Origin of the sequence: Herbaspirillum sp. DW155, assembly GCF_037076565.1 — a bacterium.
Classification (GTDB): domain Bacteria; phylum Pseudomonadota; class Gammaproteobacteria; order Burkholderiales; family Burkholderiaceae_D; genus Herbaspirillum.
Map to the genome: position 1 here is coordinate 3,424,048 of NZ_AP029028.1, position 16,350 is coordinate 3,440,397.

At 62.8% G+C, this 16,350-nt stretch carries 13 protein-coding genes; all 13 read right to left on the minus strand.

Annotated elements, in window-relative coordinates; all coding sequences use genetic code 11:
• Positions 1 to 18: 18 nt before the first annotated feature.
• On the minus strand, positions 19 to 987 hold the full coding sequence (locus AACH55_RS15530; RefSeq protein ID WP_338715546.1) for a protein-L-isoaspartate(D-aspartate) O-methyltransferase: 969 nt from the start codon (positions 985 to 987) through the stop codon (positions 19 to 21).
• Positions 984 to 1,721: a 5'/3'-nucleotidase SurE gene (surE, locus tag AACH55_RS15535; protein WP_338715547.1), complete on the minus strand. Its 738-nt coding sequence runs from the start codon at positions 1,719 to 1,721 to the stop codon at positions 984 to 986. Before surE ends, AACH55_RS15530 begins: the two co-directional genes overlap by 4 nt.
• Positions 1,722 to 1,793: 72 nt before the next feature.
• Complete coding sequence (locus tag AACH55_RS15540; protein WP_338715549.1) at positions 1,794 to 2,741, minus strand: flagellar brake protein; 948 nt, start codon at positions 2,739 to 2,741, stop codon at positions 1,794 to 1,796.
• A 1-nt stretch (position 2,742) separates the two neighbouring features.
• Positions 2,743 to 4,875 carry an ATP-dependent DNA helicase gene (locus tag AACH55_RS15545; protein ID WP_338720310.1) on the minus strand — a complete coding sequence of 711 codons (2,133 nt, stop codon included), beginning with the start codon at positions 4,873 to 4,875 and terminating at the stop codon, positions 2,743 to 2,745.
• Positions 4,876 to 5,116: 241 nt separating this feature from the next.
• Positions 5,117 to 5,323: a YdcH family protein gene (locus AACH55_RS15550; RefSeq protein ID WP_338715551.1), complete on the minus strand. Its 207-nt coding sequence runs from the start codon at positions 5,321 to 5,323 to the stop codon at positions 5,117 to 5,119.
• Positions 5,324 to 5,422: 99 nt separating this feature from the next.
• Positions 5,423 to 6,394 carry a hypothetical protein gene (locus tag AACH55_RS15555; RefSeq protein WP_338715552.1) on the minus strand — a complete coding sequence of 324 codons (972 nt, stop codon included), beginning with the start codon at positions 6,392 to 6,394 and terminating at the stop codon, positions 5,423 to 5,425.
• Between the two features lie 11 nt (positions 6,395 to 6,405).
• A complete protein-coding gene (zapE, locus tag AACH55_RS15560; RefSeq protein WP_338715553.1) occupies positions 6,406 to 7,503 on the minus strand; it encodes a cell division protein ZapE in 1,098 nt (365 codons plus the stop codon).
• 146 nt (positions 7,504 to 7,649) lie between these two features.
• Positions 7,650 to 9,077, minus strand: coding sequence for a dihydrolipoyl dehydrogenase (gene lpdA, locus AACH55_RS15565; protein ID WP_338715555.1), 1,428 nt, complete (start codon positions 9,075 to 9,077; stop codon positions 7,650 to 7,652).
• Between the two features lie 121 nt (positions 9,078 to 9,198).
• On the minus strand, positions 9,199 to 10,440 hold the full coding sequence (gene odhB / locus AACH55_RS15570; RefSeq protein ID WP_338715556.1) for a 2-oxoglutarate dehydrogenase complex dihydrolipoyllysine-residue succinyltransferase: 1,242 nt from the start codon (positions 10,438 to 10,440) through the stop codon (positions 9,199 to 9,201).
• 88 nt (positions 10,441 to 10,528) lie between these two features.
• Positions 10,529 to 13,393, minus strand: a complete 2,865-nt coding sequence (locus tag AACH55_RS15575; protein WP_338715557.1) for a 2-oxoglutarate dehydrogenase E1 component — start codon at positions 13,391 to 13,393, stop codon at positions 10,529 to 10,531.
• A gap of 364 nt (positions 13,394 to 13,757) precedes the next feature.
• Positions 13,758 to 15,059 (minus strand): citrate synthase, encoded by a 1,302-nt coding sequence (gltA, locus tag AACH55_RS15580; protein ID WP_338715558.1) that lies wholly within the window; start codon positions 15,057 to 15,059, stop codon positions 13,758 to 13,760.
• A 158-nt stretch (positions 15,060 to 15,217) separates the two neighbouring features.
• Positions 15,218 to 15,499 (minus strand): succinate dehydrogenase assembly factor 2, encoded by a 282-nt coding sequence (locus AACH55_RS15585; protein ID WP_338715560.1) that lies wholly within the window; start codon positions 15,497 to 15,499, stop codon positions 15,218 to 15,220.
• 132 nt (positions 15,500 to 15,631) lie between these two features.
• Positions 15,632 to 16,342 (minus strand): succinate dehydrogenase iron-sulfur subunit, encoded by a 711-nt coding sequence (locus AACH55_RS15590; RefSeq protein WP_006463281.1) that lies wholly within the window; start codon positions 16,340 to 16,342, stop codon positions 15,632 to 15,634.
• Positions 16,343 to 16,350: the final 8 nt, after the last annotated feature.

Consider the following 16,350-nt stretch of genomic DNA (forward strand, 5'->3'; position numbering starts at 1 on the left):
ACCTGCCGTGTCTTGCGGTCACACCGTTCCTGGCTTCAGGGGCACGAAATGGCATTGTTCCAACGTGCTACGCCGCCAGTCGCGCTGACCAACCCGTTCAATCAGCTCCAGTACTTGCTGGCGCTCGCCCACGGGGGCCACCAGCCGGCCGCCGATGGCCAGTTGCTCCAGCAGCGCCTGCGGCACTTCCAGCCCGGCCGCCGCCAGGATGATGCCATCGAAAGGCGCCACCTGCGGCAGGCCAAGCATACCATCTCCGTAATGCAAGCGGATGTTTGCCACGCGCAAGGGACGCAGATTGGTCTTGGCCAGTTCATGCAAGGGCTTGATGCGCTCAATGGAATACACCTCGCCCGCCACCCGCGACAGCACGGCAGCCTGGTAGCCGCAGCCGGTGCCGATCTCCAGCACCCGGTCCAGGCGGCCGCCATGGCGGTTCTGGCGCATCAGTTCAATCATGCGCGCCACGATGTAGGGCTGCGAAATGGTCTGGTGATGACCGATGGGCAGCGAGGCATCGATATAGGCCTGGCTGGCCAGTCCGGGTTCCACGAACATGTGGCGCGGCACCGCCTCCAGCGCGGCCAGCACCTTGGCATCGGCCACCCCCTGTTTGGCCACCCGCGCCACCATGGCCTTGCGTACCGCTTCGGAAGCCAGCGGCGAGGCGTGGTGCGAGGCATTGGTCTGGGTCACCGACATGACGTTCTTGACCGCAGTACGCGGCACCGGAGCAGCGCTCAGCAGCGGCTGGGCCGAGGCCAGCGGGGCGCGCGGTGCGGCCGGGGGCGGGCGCAGTGCCTGGGCCAGGCCCTGCTGGACCGGTTTCAAAGCTGCGCGCTGCGAGGACTGCGCCGCCGCGTTCTTGGCCGCCGTCTGGGTGGTGGCCTGGGGACGGCCCGCCGCATCGCGGCCGGCAGCGGCGGTCTTTTTCTTGTCGACCACCGAGGACAGGCTCAGCGGAAAGCGGCTGGGCTTGTCGCTCATGCAAGCGCTTTCTTGAGATTGTCCAGTTGCGCGGTATGGGTCAGATCGATCTGCAGCGGCGTGATGGACACGTAGCCATTGGCCGTCGCATGGAAATCGGTACCCTCCCCGCCGTCCTTGGCGGCCCCGGCCGGACCGATCCAGTAAAGGTCGCGGCCATGCGGGTCGGTCAGCTTGTGCACCGGCTCGGAGACGTGACGCTTGCCCAGGCGGGTAGCGACGCTGCCCTTGATCTGCCCATAGGGCAGATTGGGAATGTTGACGTTGAGCAGGTAAGGCTTGGGCAGGCTGTCGAAGCGGCGCTCCACGATCTCGCGGGCGATGCGGGCGGCCGCGTCCAGCTCCGCCCAGCCCTTGTGCAATTGGGAAAACGCAATGGAAGGGATGCCGAACAGAAAGCCCTCGGTGGCCGCCGCCACGGTCCCGGAATAGAGGGTATCGTCACCCATGTTCTGGCCCTGATTGATGCCGGAGACGATCAGGTCGGGCCGTTCCTTGAGCAGGCCGGTCAATGCCACATGGACACAATCGGAGGGCGTGCCATTGAGGTAGTAGAAGCCGTTGGCGGCTTGCTCCACCCACAGCGGACGATCCAGCGTCAGGGAATTGGAGCTGCCCGAGCGGTTGCTGTCGGGCGCCACCACGGTGATGTCGGCGATGGGTGCGAGTGCCTCGGCCAGGGCATTGATGCCGGGCGCAAGGTAGCCGTCGTCGTTGCTGATGAGGATTTTCATGGGCTGAATTTTAACCGAAGCCGGACCTTGGACAGCCCCTCCGCCAGACATTATCCTGCCCTGCTGTGCCGCCTATTCCTGCAGCGTCAGTTCCTGGTAGACATAGGCAGACAGCACCAGCTTGTCGCGCACGGTCAGTTGGCCGAATTCCACGCCGTACTGATGAAAATCCGCCTCGCCCAGCGACTTCACCGCCCGCAGCACCACCGGCAGCTCCAGCGGCAATTGCTGGTCTGCCACCGAGGCCACGAAGCGCAGCTTGCCGGTCACGCCCTTGCTGGCCGCGACCTTGCCCGACAGCGAGGTCGCTACCAGCGAGGCACCGGCCAGGCTCAGGTCGATCACGCTGGCCGCCAGTGGGGAGGCACCATCGACCGCCAGGTAGCCTTCGGCACCCACGGGCACGCGGGTGGCCTGGCGAATCACGGTGGAACGCACTTCCTTGGGTTGGGAAAGATGCAGGTAGACGAAGGGCGTCTGCTGGTACTTCAGCAATTGCGCGGCGAAAGCATAGGCACGTCGGCCGGTCAGGGCGCGCACCACGAAAGTCTGGCCCTCGCGCACGAACAGTTGCTTGCCCTCCTTTTGCGGCGCCGTGACCAGGATGCTGCGGTTGGGCAGACAGCCCACCAGCGAGACTGCATAGCGCTGGCTGGCATCATCGGCAAATTGCAGCCAGACGGTATCGCCGATCCGCCAGCGCACCTCGTCCAGCGCAATCACGCTTTCCTGGCCGCGCACGGCGGCGGCACGCTTCGCGGGCTTCTTGCCGCCATGTTTCTTGCGCAGCACGTCACGTGCCTGCGGCAAGGGGACCGATTCGGTATCGGGCTCGGCAATCCAGCGGGCATTGCGGTAAAGACCGTTCTCGATCAGGCCGGCCAGCTGATCCGGCGTATCGATGCGGGTACCACGCGCCAGCAGCAGCTTTCCGCCCTCGTTGTAGATCGGCCAGGGCGCGGGCCGGCCCAGGCTCAGTTCAGAGGCGCGCACCGGCACCAGAGACGTATGATCGGCCATCTCAACCCTCCGCTGCAGCGTCCTCGCCCGCGGCTGCAGCTGCAGCGGCACGGCGGGCATCCTGCTCGCGGAAGAAGGCCTGCACCACCTCCAGCTCGCGTGTGCGCTTGAAAGGCGGCAGGCTCTGCCAGATGCGGCGGCCGTAGTTCTTGGTGATGATGCGCGGATCGCAGATCATCAGCACGCCGCGATCGCCCTCATCACGGATCAGGCGCCCTGCGCCCTGCTTGAGGTTGATGATGGCTGCCGGCAGCTGATGGTGCACGAAACCGTTCAGGCCCTGCTTTTCCATCTCGCTGATGCGGGCGGCCAGCACCGGGTCGTCCGGGGGAGAAAACGGCAGCTTGTCGATGATGACCAGCGACAGCGCATCACCGCGCACATCCACGCCCTCCCAGAAACTCTGGCTACCGATCAGCACGCCGTTGCCGGCGGCGCGGAAGCGGTCCAGCAATTCGGTCCGTCCGGCTTCACCCTGGACGAACAGCGGGAAGTCATGGCCACGGGCCTTGAACTCGGTACGCAGACGCTCGGCGGCACGGTTGACCGCGCGCAGCGTAGTGCAGAGGAAGAAGCAGCGACCGCCTGCGGCCTCGATGGTCGGCAGCGCAGCGTCGATCACCGCATCGGTGTACTCGAAGGAATTGGGCTGCGGCAGGTTCTGCGGCACATACAGGAGACCCTGCTCACCGTAATTGAAGGGGCTGGGCCAGGACTGCGCCGGAGCATTCCACAAGCCCATCTGCGCGGCATAGTGATTGAAATCTTTCTTCACTGCCAGCGTTGCCGAAGTGAAGATCCAAGAGCGCGGCGTACCTTCACGCTGCTTGTTGAAGATGGGCGCGATCGACAGCGGTGTGCGGTGTAATTGCAGCGAAGACTGGAACGCTTCTATCCACAGCACGTAGAACGGCTTCTGGGCGGGCGCTTCTTCCTCCACATCACCCTCGCCTGCGCGCTGGGTCTCGGCGGGCTTGCTTGCCTTGGCAGCGGCTTGAGCCTGCATTTTGGCCAGCTCCTCGGGTGTGCCCCAGTTTTCCAGCTGGCGCAGCAATTCATTGGCGCGGTCACGGCACTGTTCGATGGTCTCGGCGCGCTCCGCCTGTTTTTCCAGCACGGCGATCATGCCATCCATGCAGTCCTTCAAGGTATCCAGCGCCGGGAAGAAGGTGCTGGAGGGCGCGATCTGGTTCAGCGCCAGGCGCACCGATTCCTCCGGAAACGCCAGCCGCAGGTCGCGCGCCGCGCGTTCCACGGGCGCGACCAGGCCTGCCCAGTCCGCGCCATCGCGGGCATGCGCCAGGCCTTCTGCGAGCACGTCGCGGCACAGTTCCAGGACCTGCGAGGTGGTAATGGTTTCGCCAAAGAAGAGCGTGGCCGTATCCGGCAACTGATGGGCCTCGTCGAAGATGACGGTATTGGCCGAGGGCAGCAGTTCGGCGATGCCGGTGTCCTTCAAGGCCACGTCGGCAAAGAACAGGTGATGGTTGACCACCACCACGTCGGCCTGTTGCGCCTCCTTGCGCGCCTTCATGACGAAGCAATCCTGGTAATACTGGCATTCGGCGCCGAAGCAGGTATCGCGCGTTGAAGTGACCAGATTCCATACCGAGGCCGTTTCCGGCACCCTGGTCAGCTCGGCCTTGTCGCCGGAGGAGGTGGATTTGACGAAGCGCGAGATCTCGCGCAGATAGCCCACATCCTCGCGCGCGGTCAGGCGGCCGTTCTGCAGCGTGCGCTCCAGATGGAAATGGCAGACGTAGTTGCTGCGCCCCTTGAGCAGTGCCACCGAAACAGGCGCATGCAAGGCCTTGCGCACGGTCGGGATGTCGCGATTGAACAGTTGATCCTGCAGGGTCTTGGTGCCGGTGGAGACGATGGTCTTGCCGCCCCACAGCAGGGCCGGGACCAGATAGGCAAAGGTCTTGCCTGTGCCGGTACCGGCCTCGGCGATCAGCGTGCCCTGGCTGGCAATGGCAGCGGCAATGGCCTTGGCCATTTCGGTCTGGGCGTGACGCGGACGATAGCTGCCGACCGCCCCGCCCAAGGGACCGCCGGCACCGAACAGGCGCTCGATCTCCGCATCATGGACACCAGGTTCTTCGGGTGCGGCGCCGTCCGCCCCGGCGGGAATGGTGCGGGCGCTGCTGTCGATGATGTCGGCGGGGGCTTCGGGAGCTGTCACTGCGGCAAACCTGTAGGAAAACACGTGCGGCGCAGGGGTGGACGACACCCGGGCTCTTTGCACGTCATTGGGAACAAGGCGCTATTTTACGCGGAGTCGGCGATGTACCCCCGACTCGCATGAAAGACTCCCTGCAGCGGACAGTCAGACTGCGGGACGGTCGCCTGCACGGGCAGGCGCACAGCGGGATTCAGGCGGGAATATCGGGGACCAGCTGCATCTTCAGCAGCGCGATGTGGTCCTTCAATTGCAGCTTGCGCTTCTTGAGGCGGCGCAGTTGCAGGTCTTCAGAACGGTCATCGCGGATGAGCATGTCGATCACGCTATCGAGATCACGATGCTCGACTTCGAGTTCGATGATGCGGCGCTGGATGTCTTCGCGAGGCGTACTGGTCATGATGGCGGCTGGTTGCTGATGTGCTTGCTAGTGTAATGCACCCGCTCGCGCACGCCAAATCGGCATGCACAAGCGGGAAGAAGGCCAGCGTGCGCCAGTTCAATTGGCCGCAGGTGTAGCCTGGGCCGGTTTCTGCTGCTGATCCTGCTGTTGCTGTTGCTGCTGTTGCTGCTGTTGCTGCTTCTGCTTGCGTTCGGCGCGCTCGCGTTCGTTTTCGGCCTTCTTGCGCTCCACTTCCTGGCGATGCTCTTCGGCCTCCTTGATGCGGCGCTGGCGTTCGGCCGCATTGGCAGCACGGGCGGGAGCGCCGGCAGCGTCCTCGGCCTTCTGGCGCTGTACCTCGGCGTCGTGCTGGCGCACGCGGTAATCGGCCGGCACGTTCTTGTTCTGGTCGATACGCTGTTGGACTTCGCTGTTCTTGGAGCGGCTTTCCTCGACCTTGCGCGCAGAATCGGCCTCCTTCTGCTTCTGGTCGGCCAGGCGGCGAGCGGAATCTTCCTGATCCTTGGCGCGCTGCTCGGCCAGGGAACGATCGCGGTCATCCACGGTGGCCTGGCGCTGATACACCTTGGCTTCATACTCCACTGCCTTGATGCCCTTTTCGGTCAGACGCTTGCGGTCTCTCGCGGCTTCCAGGCAGTCCGAGACCAGGAACTTGGGATAGCAGGCACGCTGATCCAGAATGTAGCGCAACTCGGCCGCCTGGCGTTCTTCGGCGGCCTCGTCCAGGGCCTTTTGCGCAGTTTCGTCGGATTTGATGGAACCGGCAGGATAACGCTGGGTAATCGGCGCACGGGCCTCGATTTCATCAAAACGCTCGCGGCTCATAGCCGGGGCCGGGGTGGCGGCCTGCGGGGCCGACGGAGCAGCCTGCTGCGCCGGGCTGGCCTGGTCCTCGGAAGCCTGCGCCTGGGCCTCGACCTGCCCAGGCTGGGCATCCGAGGCGGCGCTGGCCGACGCCTGCCCTTGCGCCGCGCAGGCACCGGTAACCAGGGCCAGCATCAGGCCGCACAGGGAAGTAGTGACGCCCTTGGCATCGGCAAAAAGACCTTGCATGGATTTCTTGTTCATCAAGTGGTTGTTCAGGAGAGGCTGTCGGCAATCGAGCGGCGATCCGCCTCCAGATATTCTTTCGACTGCATCTCAATGATACGTGAAACGGTACGGTGGAATTCGTTGGAGAGCGTGCCGACGGTGTAAAGCTCATCCGGCTCCACGGCGGCCGACATGATCAGCTTGACCTTGTGGTCATAGAAAACGTCGATCAGCCAGGTGAAGCGGCGCGCCTCCGAGGACATGGCCGCCGACATGCGCGGGATGCCCGACAGGATCACCGTCTGGAAGCGGCTGGCCAGTTCCAGGTAATCGTTCTGCGAGCGCGGGCCGCCGCACAGCGTGGCGAAGTCGAACCAGATCGCACTGCCTGCACGGCGCAGGGCACGGATCTCGCGGGCTTCGATGTGTACGCGCGGGTCTTCATCGGCGGCTTCGGCCACGGCGGCAAAGGCGCTGCGCAATTCTTCATCGGTCTTGGCGTTCAGGGGGGTGTGGTACACCTTCACCTGCTCCAGCACGCGCTTGCGGTAGTCGATGCCGGCGTCGATGTTCATGACGTCCAGCTTTTCCTTCAGCAGTGCGATGGTCGGCAGCATGCGGTCGCGGTGCAGGCCATCCGGATAGAGCGTGCTCGGCTCGTAGTTGGACGTCATCACGAAGGACACGCCGTGATCGAACAGGCCCTTCAAGAGGTTGTAGAGGATCATCGCATCGGCGATGTCGGAGACGTGGAACTCGTCGAAACAGATCAGCCGGTATTTCTTGGCAATGCGCTTGGCGACTTCATCGAGGGGGTCCGAGATTCCCTTCAATTCATCGAGCTGGCGATGCACATCGCGCATGAATTCGTGGAAGTGCAGGCGCGTCTTGCGCACCACCGGCACCACGGAATAGAAGCTGTCCATCAGGAAGGACTTGCCGCGCCCTACCCCGCCCCACATGTAGACGCCACGCGGCACGGCCGGGCGGCTGATCAGGCGCTTGAAGGTGGAGGCGCGCTGTGCCTTGTAGGCTACCCATTCCTCATAGGCGCGCTGCAGGCGCTCGATGGCGCGCAACTGCGCTTCATCAGGTTGATAACCGCGCTGGGACAGCGAGTGTTCGTAGAATTGACGGACATCCATGGTGTGGTCTTGTAAAACGACAATGGGCGAGCCAGGCTCGCCCATTGGGTTGGCATCTCAATGCGCACTATGCGGGCAACTCGGACGCGACCAGCCCCGAGGGCTGGCCAGGCGTCGGCGACCCGTATTGTCGCACCGATCGCGCATCAGAAGTTCAATGCGCGCTTGTCCACGGCCAGGGCCGCTTCCTTGGTTGCTTCGGACAGCGAGGGGTGAGCGTGGCAGATACGCGCGATGTCTTCGGACGAAGCGCGGAACTCCATCGCCACCACGGCTTCGGAAATCAGCTCGGAAGCCATCGGACCGACGATGTGCACGCCCAGGATCTCATCGGTCTTGGCATCGGCCAGGAACTTCACCATGCCCGAAGTATCGCCCAGCGCACGGGCGCGGCCGTTGGCCAGGAACGGGAAGGTACCGGCCTTGTACTGCACGCCTTCGGCCTTCAATTGCTGCTCGGTCTTGCCGACCCAGGCGATTTCCGGCGAGGTGTAGATGACCCAGGGAATGGTGTTGAAGTTGACATGACCGTGCTGGCCGGCGATACGCTCGGCCACGGCAACGCCTTCTTCCTCGGCCTTGTGGGCCAGCATCGGGCCGCGCACCACGTCACCCACCGCCCACACGTTGGGCAGGTTGGTCTTGCAGTCGCCGTCCACGGCGATGAAGCCGCGCTCGTCCAGCTTCAGGCCCACGCCTTCGGCGTTCAGGCCAATGGTGTTGGGGGTACGGCCGATCGAGATGATCAGCTTGTCGAATTCGCCGGTGTGGGCTTCGCCCTTGGCATCGGTGTATTCCACGGAGACGCTGTTCTTGCCGGTCTTGATGGTACCGATCTTCACTCCCAGGTTCACGGCCAGGCCCTGCTTGGTCAGCAGCTTCTGGGCTTCCTTGGCGATCTGTTCATCCACGGCACCAAGGAAGGTCGGCAGCGCTTCCAGCACGGTCACTTCCGCGCCCAGGCGACGCCAGACCGAACCCATTTCCAGGCCGATCACGCCGGCGCCAATCACGCCCAGCTTCTTCGGCACTTCGGTGATCGACAGTGCGCCGGTGTTGGAGAGGATCAGCTTTTCATCGAACTCGGCGCCCGGCAGTGCACGGGCGTTGGAACCGGTCGCCACGATCACGTGCTTGGCAGTGATGGTTTCTTCGGCGGCACCGGCGACCTTGATCTCGTAGCCATTGGCATCGCCCTTGACGAAGGAGCCACGGCCGTGGAAGAAGGCGACCTTGTTCTTCTTGAACAGGTACAGGATGCCGTCGTTGTTCTGCTTGACCACGGTGTTCTTGCGGCCCAGCATCTTTTCCAGGTTCAGGCCCAGGCCCTTGACTTCGATGCCGTGCTCGGCGAAGCCGTGGCTGGCGTGTTCATAGTGTTCGGAGGATTGCAGCAGCGCCTTGGAGGGGATGCAACCGACGTTGGTGCAAGTACCGCCCGGTGCGGGGCCGCCCTTTTCGTTCTTCCATTCGTCGATGCAGGCGGTGTTGAAGCCCAGTTGCGCTGCGCGGATGGCGGCGATGTAACCGCCGGGGCCGCCACCGATGACGACCACGTCAAAATTCTTGCTCATGTGTGTGTTCCTGATTCGTTGTGCGCATCCGCTCTGATCTCTTGGTCCAAAGCGGATGCAAAAAGGCGCTGAATGCCTGGGGGCCGTTCAGCGCCTCGCTCACGCCGTGATGGCCGGTTGCTTACAGATCCAGCAGCAGGCGTGCGGGATCTTCCAGCGCTTCCTTGATCGCGACCAGCGACAGGACGGCTTCGCGGCCGTCGATGATGCGGTGGTCATAGGACAGCGCGAAGTAGTTGATCGGACGCACCACGACCTGGCCGTTTTCAACCACAGCGCGTTCCTTGGTGGCGTGGATGCCCAGGATCGCCGATTGCGGCGGGTTGATGATCGGGGTCGACAGCATGGAACCGAAGGTGCCGCCGTTGGAGACGGTGAAGGTACCGCCCGACAGTTCTTCGATGGACAGCTTGCCGTCCTTGGCCTTCTGGCCGAATTCACCGATCTTCTTCTCGATGTCGGCAATCGACATCTGGTCCGCATCACGCAGGATGGGCACCACCAGGCCGCGCGGCGAACCGACGGCCACACCGATGTCGAAGTAGCCGTGGTACACGATGTCATTGCCATCGACCGAGGCGTTGATGATCGGGTACTTCTTCAGGGCATGCACGACCGCCTTGACGAAGAAGGACATGAAGCCCAGCTTGACGCCGTGTTCCTTCTCGAACTTGTCCTTGTACTTGTTGCGCAGGTCGATGACCGGCTGCATGTTGATTTCGTTGAAGGTGGTCAGGATGGCGTTGGTCGATTGCGATTGCACCAGACGCTCGGCCACGCGGGCACGCAGGCGGCTCATCGGCACGCGCTGTTCCGGACGGCTTTCCAGACCGGCCTTGACCGGTGCGGCCACTTGCGCCAGGGCCGGCTTGGCGGCAGCAGCAGGTGCAGCGGCGGGAGCCGACAGGGCACCCAGCACGTCACCCTTGGTCACGCGACCATCCTTGCCGGTGCCGGTGACTTGCGAGGTCGACAGGTTGTTGTCGGCCAGCAGCTTGGCAGCGGCGGGCATGGCGACATCGCCCTTGGAGGCCAGCTCGGGAGCGGCAACCGGGGTCGGTTCGTTGGTTGCTTGTGGTGCCGGGGCAGCCTTGACTTCGGTCGGGGCCACTTGGGCGGAAGCGTCGGTGTCCAGGATGGCGATCACTTCACCGGCCACGACGGTGGCGCCGTCGGCCTTGATGATCTGGGTGATCACGCCGGCGTCCGGCGAGGGCAGTTCCAGCACGACCTTGTCGGTCTCGATGTCGATCAGGTTTTCGTCACGGGAAACGGGTTCGCCAACCTTCTTGTGCCATTGCAGCAGGGTCGCTTCGGCGACGGATTCCGACAACTGCGGGACTTTTACTTCGATTTGAGCCATTTTCAGGATTCTCCGATTTTCGGGTGATTTCGTTCTTATGGAAACAGGGACGCACTGCCCTCGCAGCGCGTCCCGTTTGCATCGATGATTACTTGGTCAGCACAAAGCCCTTGAGCTTGGCGAAGGCGGTTTCGATCAGTGCCTTTTGCTGTGCGTAGTGCTTGTCGTAGTAACCGACGGCCGGCGAGGCGCTGGCCGGGCGGCCTGCATAGGCCAGCTTCTGACCTTCGGAGAGATTCTCGAAGATGTTGTGCTGGATCTGCAGCCATGCGCCCTGGTTCTGCGGCTCGTCCTGTGCCCACACCAGTTCGTTGAAGTTGGGGAACTGCTTCAACGCGGCCGCGAAGGCCTTGTGCGGGAACGGATACAGCTGCTCGACGCGGATGATGGCGGTATCGGTCTGGCCACGTTCCTTGCGGGCGTTGACCAGGTCGTAGTACACCTTGCCCGAGCAGGCGATGATGCGCTTGACCTTCTTGGCGTCGATGGTTTCGTCGACTTCCGGAATCACGGTCTGGAACGAACCCTTGGCCAGGTCGGACAGCGGCGAACCGGCATCCTTGTTACGCAGCAGCGACTTCGGCGTCATGATGATCAGCGGCTTGCGGAACAGGCGGATCATCTGGCGACGCAGCAGGTGGAAGATCTGCGCAGCGGTGGTGGGCTGCACGACCTGCATGTTGTTGTCGGCGCACAGCTGGAGGTAACGCTCGATACGTGCCGAGGAGTGTTCCGGACCCTGGCCTTCGTAGCCGTGGGGCAGCATCTGCACCAGACCCGAGGCACGGCCCCACTTCACTTCGCCGGAGCTGATGAACTGGTCCATGACGACCTGGGCACCGTTGGCGAAGTCGCCGAACTGGGCTTCCCAGATGGTCAGGGTGTTGGGTTCAGCGGTCGAATAGCCGTATTCGAAGGCCAGCACGGCTTCTTCGGACAGCACCGAGTCGATCACGGTGAAGGTGGACTGGTTTTCCGCCACGTTCTGCAGCGGAATGAAGGTACCGGCATCCCAACGCTCGCGGTTCTGATCGTGCAGCACGGCGTGACGGTGGGTGAAGGTGCCACGGCCGGCATCCTGACCGGTCAGGCGCACGGCATAGCCGGAGGAGACCAGGCTGGCATAGGCCAGGTGTTCACCCATGCCCCAGTCCAGGTTCATTTCCCCACGGCCCATGGCGGCGCGGTCGTTCAAGACCTTCTCGACCAGCGAGTGCACCTTGAAGCCTTCCGGCACCGTGGTGATCTTGGCGGCCAGGCGCTTCAGTTCGGCCATCGGCACGGCGGTTTCGGCGGCGTCGGTCCACTTGCGGTTCAGGAACGGCAGCCAGTCGACGGCGTACTTGCTCTTGAAGTTGGTCAGCACCGGATCGATGGCGTGCTTGCCGGCATCCATGGCGGCGCGGTAGGCCTTGACCAGCTCTTCGCCGCCATCAGCGGGGATGGTCTGCTGGGTCACCAGCTTGTCAGCGTAGAGCTTGCGGGTGCCGGGGTGCTGGGCGATCTTCTTGTACATCAGCGGCTGGGTCAGAGCGGGAGTGTCCTGCTCGTTGTGGCCCAGCTTGCGGAAGCAGATGATGTCGACCACGATGTCCTTCTTGAACTTCATGCGGTAGTCGACAGCGATCTGGGTGGCGAACACGACAGCTTCCGGATCATCGCCGTTGACGTGCAGCACCGGGGCTTCGATCATCTTGACCACGTCCGAGCAGTACAGGGTCGAACGGGAGTCGCGCGGATCGGAAGTGGTGAAGCCGATCTGGTTGTTGATGACGATGTGAACGGTACCACCGGTGCCGTAGCCACGGGTCTGTGCCAGGTTCAGGGTTTCCATCACCACGCCTTGGCCGGCGAAGGCGGCATCGCCGTGCACCAGGATCGGCAGCACTTGCGAGCCATCCTTGTCGCCGCGGCGATCCATACGTGCCTTGACCGAACCCTCGACCACCGGGTTGACGATTTCCAGGTGGGACGGGTTGAAGGCCAGCGACAGGTGGACCGGGCCGCCAGGGGTCGACACGTCCGAGGAGAAGCCCTGGTGGTACTTGACGTCACCTGCCGGCAGGTCGTCAGCGTGACGGCCTTCGAATTCGGAGAACAGTTCCTGCGGGGTCTTGCCCAGGATGTTGACCAGCACGTTCAGGCGGCCACGGTGGGCCATGCCGATGACGATTTCCTGCACGCCCTTTTCACCGGCGCGCTGGATGGTCTCATCCAGGGAGGCGATGAAGGATTCGCCGCCTTCCAGCGAGAAGCGCTTCTGGCCGACGTACTTGGTGTGGAGGTAGCGTTCCAGGCCTTCAGCAGCGGTCAGGCGTTCCAGGATGTGCTTCTTCTTCTCGGCCGAGAAGCTGGGCACGGCACGGGTCGGCTCGAGACGCTCTTCCAGCCAGCGCACTTCGGACATGTCCGAGATGTAGGTGAACTCGGCACCGATGGAGCGCGTGTAGGTGTCGCGCAGCATCTGCAGCAGGTCGCGCAGGGAGGCGGTTTCCGGGCCGAAGTAGGTGTTGTTGATGTTGAACACGATGTCCATGTCGGCATCGGTGAAGCCGTAGAAGGCGGGATCGAGTTCGGGGATGTTGGGGCGTTCCTGGCGCTGCAGCGGGTCCAGGTTGGCGAAACGGGAACCGAGGTCACGGTAGCCGGCGATCAGCTGGGTAACAGCGACGCGCTTGCGGCCCATGTCGGAGTCGGCGGAAGCGATGACGGTGCGGATCGGGCCTTGCTTGGCACGTTCGGCGAAGGAAGCGATCACCGGAGCGTGGGCCACATCGGGACGGGTGGAGCCGTCGGTAGCGGGAACGTGTTGCACGGCGTCGAAGTAAGCACGCCAGTTGTCGGGGACGGAGCCGGGATTGTTCAGGTAGGCTTCGTACAGTTCTTCGATGTACGGAGCATTCCCACCGAACAGGTAGGAGTTGATGTTGTATTGCTCGTAGAGCTTTGTCATTTGCTCACCTTTCTTCGCGCTTCGCGAGATTAGCGGGTTTCTACACCTTCCGCGACACGGCCTGACCGGTTAGCGGATTGCATCAAGTTGTGGGGGAAGGACCTTGTCTACCTGAACTTCTGTACGTCATCCAGTCAGCGCATCGGAATTATATCTCCTAATGTCAAATAAAAAAGCGAATCCTAAGGGATTCGCTTTTTTATTTGAAACATGAAGCAACAGGCGTTTCCCGCCACCAACGCTTGCCCGCAAAGCCTTGCCGGACGGGCTTTTTCGCCCCCAAGCATCCCGGCAGACGGGAAACCGGGGACCGCCGGCTGGCTTTGTTGTCCGTCCGGCTAGGCAGACGGACAACAGACTGCGATCAGCGCTTGTCGATCGGCGGCACGTCGCGGCGCGGCGAACCAACGAACAGCTGACGGGGACGACCGATCTTCTGTTCCGGATCCGAGATCATTTCGTTCCACTGCGCGATCCAGCCGATGGTACGGGCCATGGCGAAGATGCAGGTGAACATCGAGGTCGGGATGCCCAGGGCGCGCTGCACGATGCCGGAGTAGAAGTCGACGTTCGGGTACAGCTTGCGGGACACGAAGTATTCGTCTTCCAGCGCGATCTTTTCCAGCTCCATGGCCAGCTTGAACAGCGGGTCGTCGTGCAGGCCCAGTTCGTTCAGGACTTCGTAGCAGGTTTCGCGCATCAGCTTGGCACGCGGGTCATAGTTCTTGTAGACGCGGTGACCGAAGCCCATCAGCTTCACGCCCGAGTTCTTGTCCTTGACCTGCTTGATGAACTCGGGGATCTTGTCGACCGAACCGATCTGTTCCAGCATGTTCAGTGCAGCCTCGTTGGCACCGCCGTGGGCAGGACCCCACAGGCAGGCGATACCGGCGGCGATACATGCGAACGGGTTGGCACCGGAGGAGCCGGCCAGACGCACGGTCGAGGTCGAGGCGTTCTGCTCGTGGTCGGCGTGCAGGATCAGGATGCGGTCCAGCGCGCGCACCAGCACTTCATTGACCTTGTACTCCTCGCACGGGTTGGCGAACATCATGCGCATGAAGTTGGCGGTGTAGGACAGGTCGTTGCGCGGATACACGAACGGCTGGCCGATGCTGTACTTGTAAGCCATCGCCACCAGGGTCGGCAGCTTGGCGATCATGCGGATGGCCGAGACTTCGCGGTGGTTGGCGTTGGAGATGTCCAGCGAGTCGTGGTAGAAGGCCGACAGCGCGCCCACCGAGCCGGTCAGCACGGCCATCGGGTGCGCATCGCGGCGGAAGCCACGGAAGAAGAAGTTCATCTGCTCGTGCACCATGGTGTGCTGGGTCACGGTCTGGACGAACTCTTCCTTCTGCTTGGCGTTGGGCAGCTCACCGTGCAGCAGCAGGTAGCAGGATTCCAGGAAGTCGCAGTTCACCGCCAGCTGTTCGATCGGGTAGCCACGGTACAGCAGCTCGCCCTTGTCGCCATCGATGTAGGTGATGGAGGAATTGCAGGAAGCGGTCGACATGAAGCCCGGGTCGTAGGTGAACTTGCCGGTGGCGCCGTACAGCTTGCGGATATCGATCACATCAGGGCCGATGCTGCCCTTGTAGATAGGAAAATCTACGGACGGAGACCCGTCGGAGAACGACAGGGTAGCTTTGATATCGGTATTGGACATAGCTTTTCCTTTGGCTGGGATGGTGAAACCGTTAATCAAACGCCGCGACCGCTAACCGGGTTGCATCGTGGTGCAGATGCGCCGGGGGCGAGTTGGAGCCGGCAGCGATCGGGCAAAATCCGTCTGGCTTGCGGCCAGGCGCAATATTCGTGCAACAGTCAGGCAGTACGCAGTTTCTTCAGCAACGCATTCACCTGGGGCAGATCGACCGCCGCTTCGGGCTCCTTGCGAGCCAGCAACAAGTCCATCAGGTCATTGTCGGTCAGGTCCATCAGGCGCGAGAAGGCATCCACCTCATCGTCGCTCATCTCGGCCTCATGGGCATCGAGATAGCGCGTCAGGATCAGGTCGTTCTCCAGTAACCCGCGGCGTGCACGCCAGCGCAGGCGCGCCCGTTTGGCCGGATCATCCTGGTGACGCTCAGTCATGAACTCGCTCATTTCTTGTCTTTCCATTCACTTCAACCGGACCAAAACTGACCGGACCGGTCGGGGAAGCGGCTTGCAAGCCACCTCCCCTCGCTGCAGCCCGCCAGGGACGGCGGGTCTGGCAGGGCTGTCAACCGAAGCGGCTTACACCGAACGGCGCACCATCAGTTCCTTGATCTTGCCGATGGCCTTGTTGGGGTTCAGACCCTTGGGGCAGACATCGACGCAGTTCATGATGGAACGGCAACGGAACAGGCGGTACGGGTCTTCCAGGTTGTCCAGACGCGCGCCGGTGGCTTCGTCGCGGCTGTCGGCGATGAAGCGGTAGGCTTGCAGGAGGCCAGCCGGGCCGACGAACTTGTCAGGGTTCCACCAGAACGACGGGCAGGAAGTCGAGCAGCAGGCGCACAGGATGCACTCGTAGACGCCATCCAGTTCTTCACGCTGTTCAGGCGACTGCAGGCGCTCCTTCTCGGGCGGGATGCTGTCGTTGATCAGGTAGGGCTTGATCGAGTCGTACTGCTTGAAGAAGTTGGTCATGTCCACGATCAGGTCGCGGATCACCGGCAGGCCGGGCAGCGGCTTCAGAACGATGGGCTCGGTCAGCTCGTTCAGGTTGGTGATGCAGGCCAGGCCGTTCTTGCCGTTGATGTTCATGGCGTCGGAACCGCACACGCCTTCGCGGCAGGAGCGGCGCAGCGCCAGCGAATCGTCGACGTCGGACTTGATGCGCTGCAGGGCGTCCAGCAGCATCTTGTCGGTGGGCTTGAGTTCCACCGTCAGGTCTTGCATGTACGGCTTGTCGTCCTTGTCCGGATCGTAACGATAAATCTTGAATTTCAGGGTGCGAGTCATGTTGCGAC

Coding starts and splice junctions, on each gene's coding strand:
- AACH55_RS15530 (WP_338715546.1), bottom strand. CDS start 987: ATGAGCGACAAGCCCAGCCGCTTTCCGCTGAGCCTGTCCTCGGTGGTC.
- surE (WP_338715547.1), bottom strand. CDS start 1,721: ATGAAAATCCTCATCAGCAACGACGACGGCTACCTTGCGCCCGGCATC.
- AACH55_RS15540 (WP_338715549.1), bottom strand. CDS start 2,741: ATGGCCGATCATACGTCTCTGGTGCCGGTGCGCGCCTCTGAACTGAGC.
- AACH55_RS15550 (WP_338715551.1), bottom strand. CDS start 5,323: ATGACCAGTACGCCTCGCGAAGACATCCAGCGCCGCATCATCGAACTC.
- AACH55_RS15555 (WP_338715552.1), bottom strand. CDS start 6,394: ATGAACAAGAAATCCATGCAAGGTCTTTTTGCCGATGCCAAGGGCGTC.
- zapE (WP_338715553.1), bottom strand. CDS start 7,503: ATGGATGTCCGTCAATTCTACGAACACTCGCTGTCCCAGCGCGGTTAT.
- lpdA (WP_338715555.1), bottom strand. CDS start 9,077: ATGAGCAAGAATTTTGACGTGGTCGTCATCGGTGGCGGCCCCGGCGGT.
- odhB (WP_338715556.1), bottom strand. CDS start 10,440: ATGGCTCAAATCGAAGTAAAAGTCCCGCAGTTGTCGGAATCCGTCGCC.
- AACH55_RS15575 (WP_338715557.1), bottom strand. CDS start 13,393: ATGACAAAGCTCTACGAGCAATACAACATCAACTCCTACCTGTTCGGT.
- gltA (WP_338715558.1), bottom strand. CDS start 15,059: ATGTCCAATACCGATATCAAAGCTACCCTGTCGTTCTCCGACGGGTCT.
- AACH55_RS15585 (WP_338715560.1), bottom strand. CDS start 15,499: ATGAGCGAGTTCATGACTGAGCGTCACCAGGATGATCCGGCCAAACGG.
- AACH55_RS15590 (WP_006463281.1), bottom strand. CDS start 16,342: ATGACTCGCACCCTGAAATTCAAGATTTATCGTTACGATCCGGACAAG.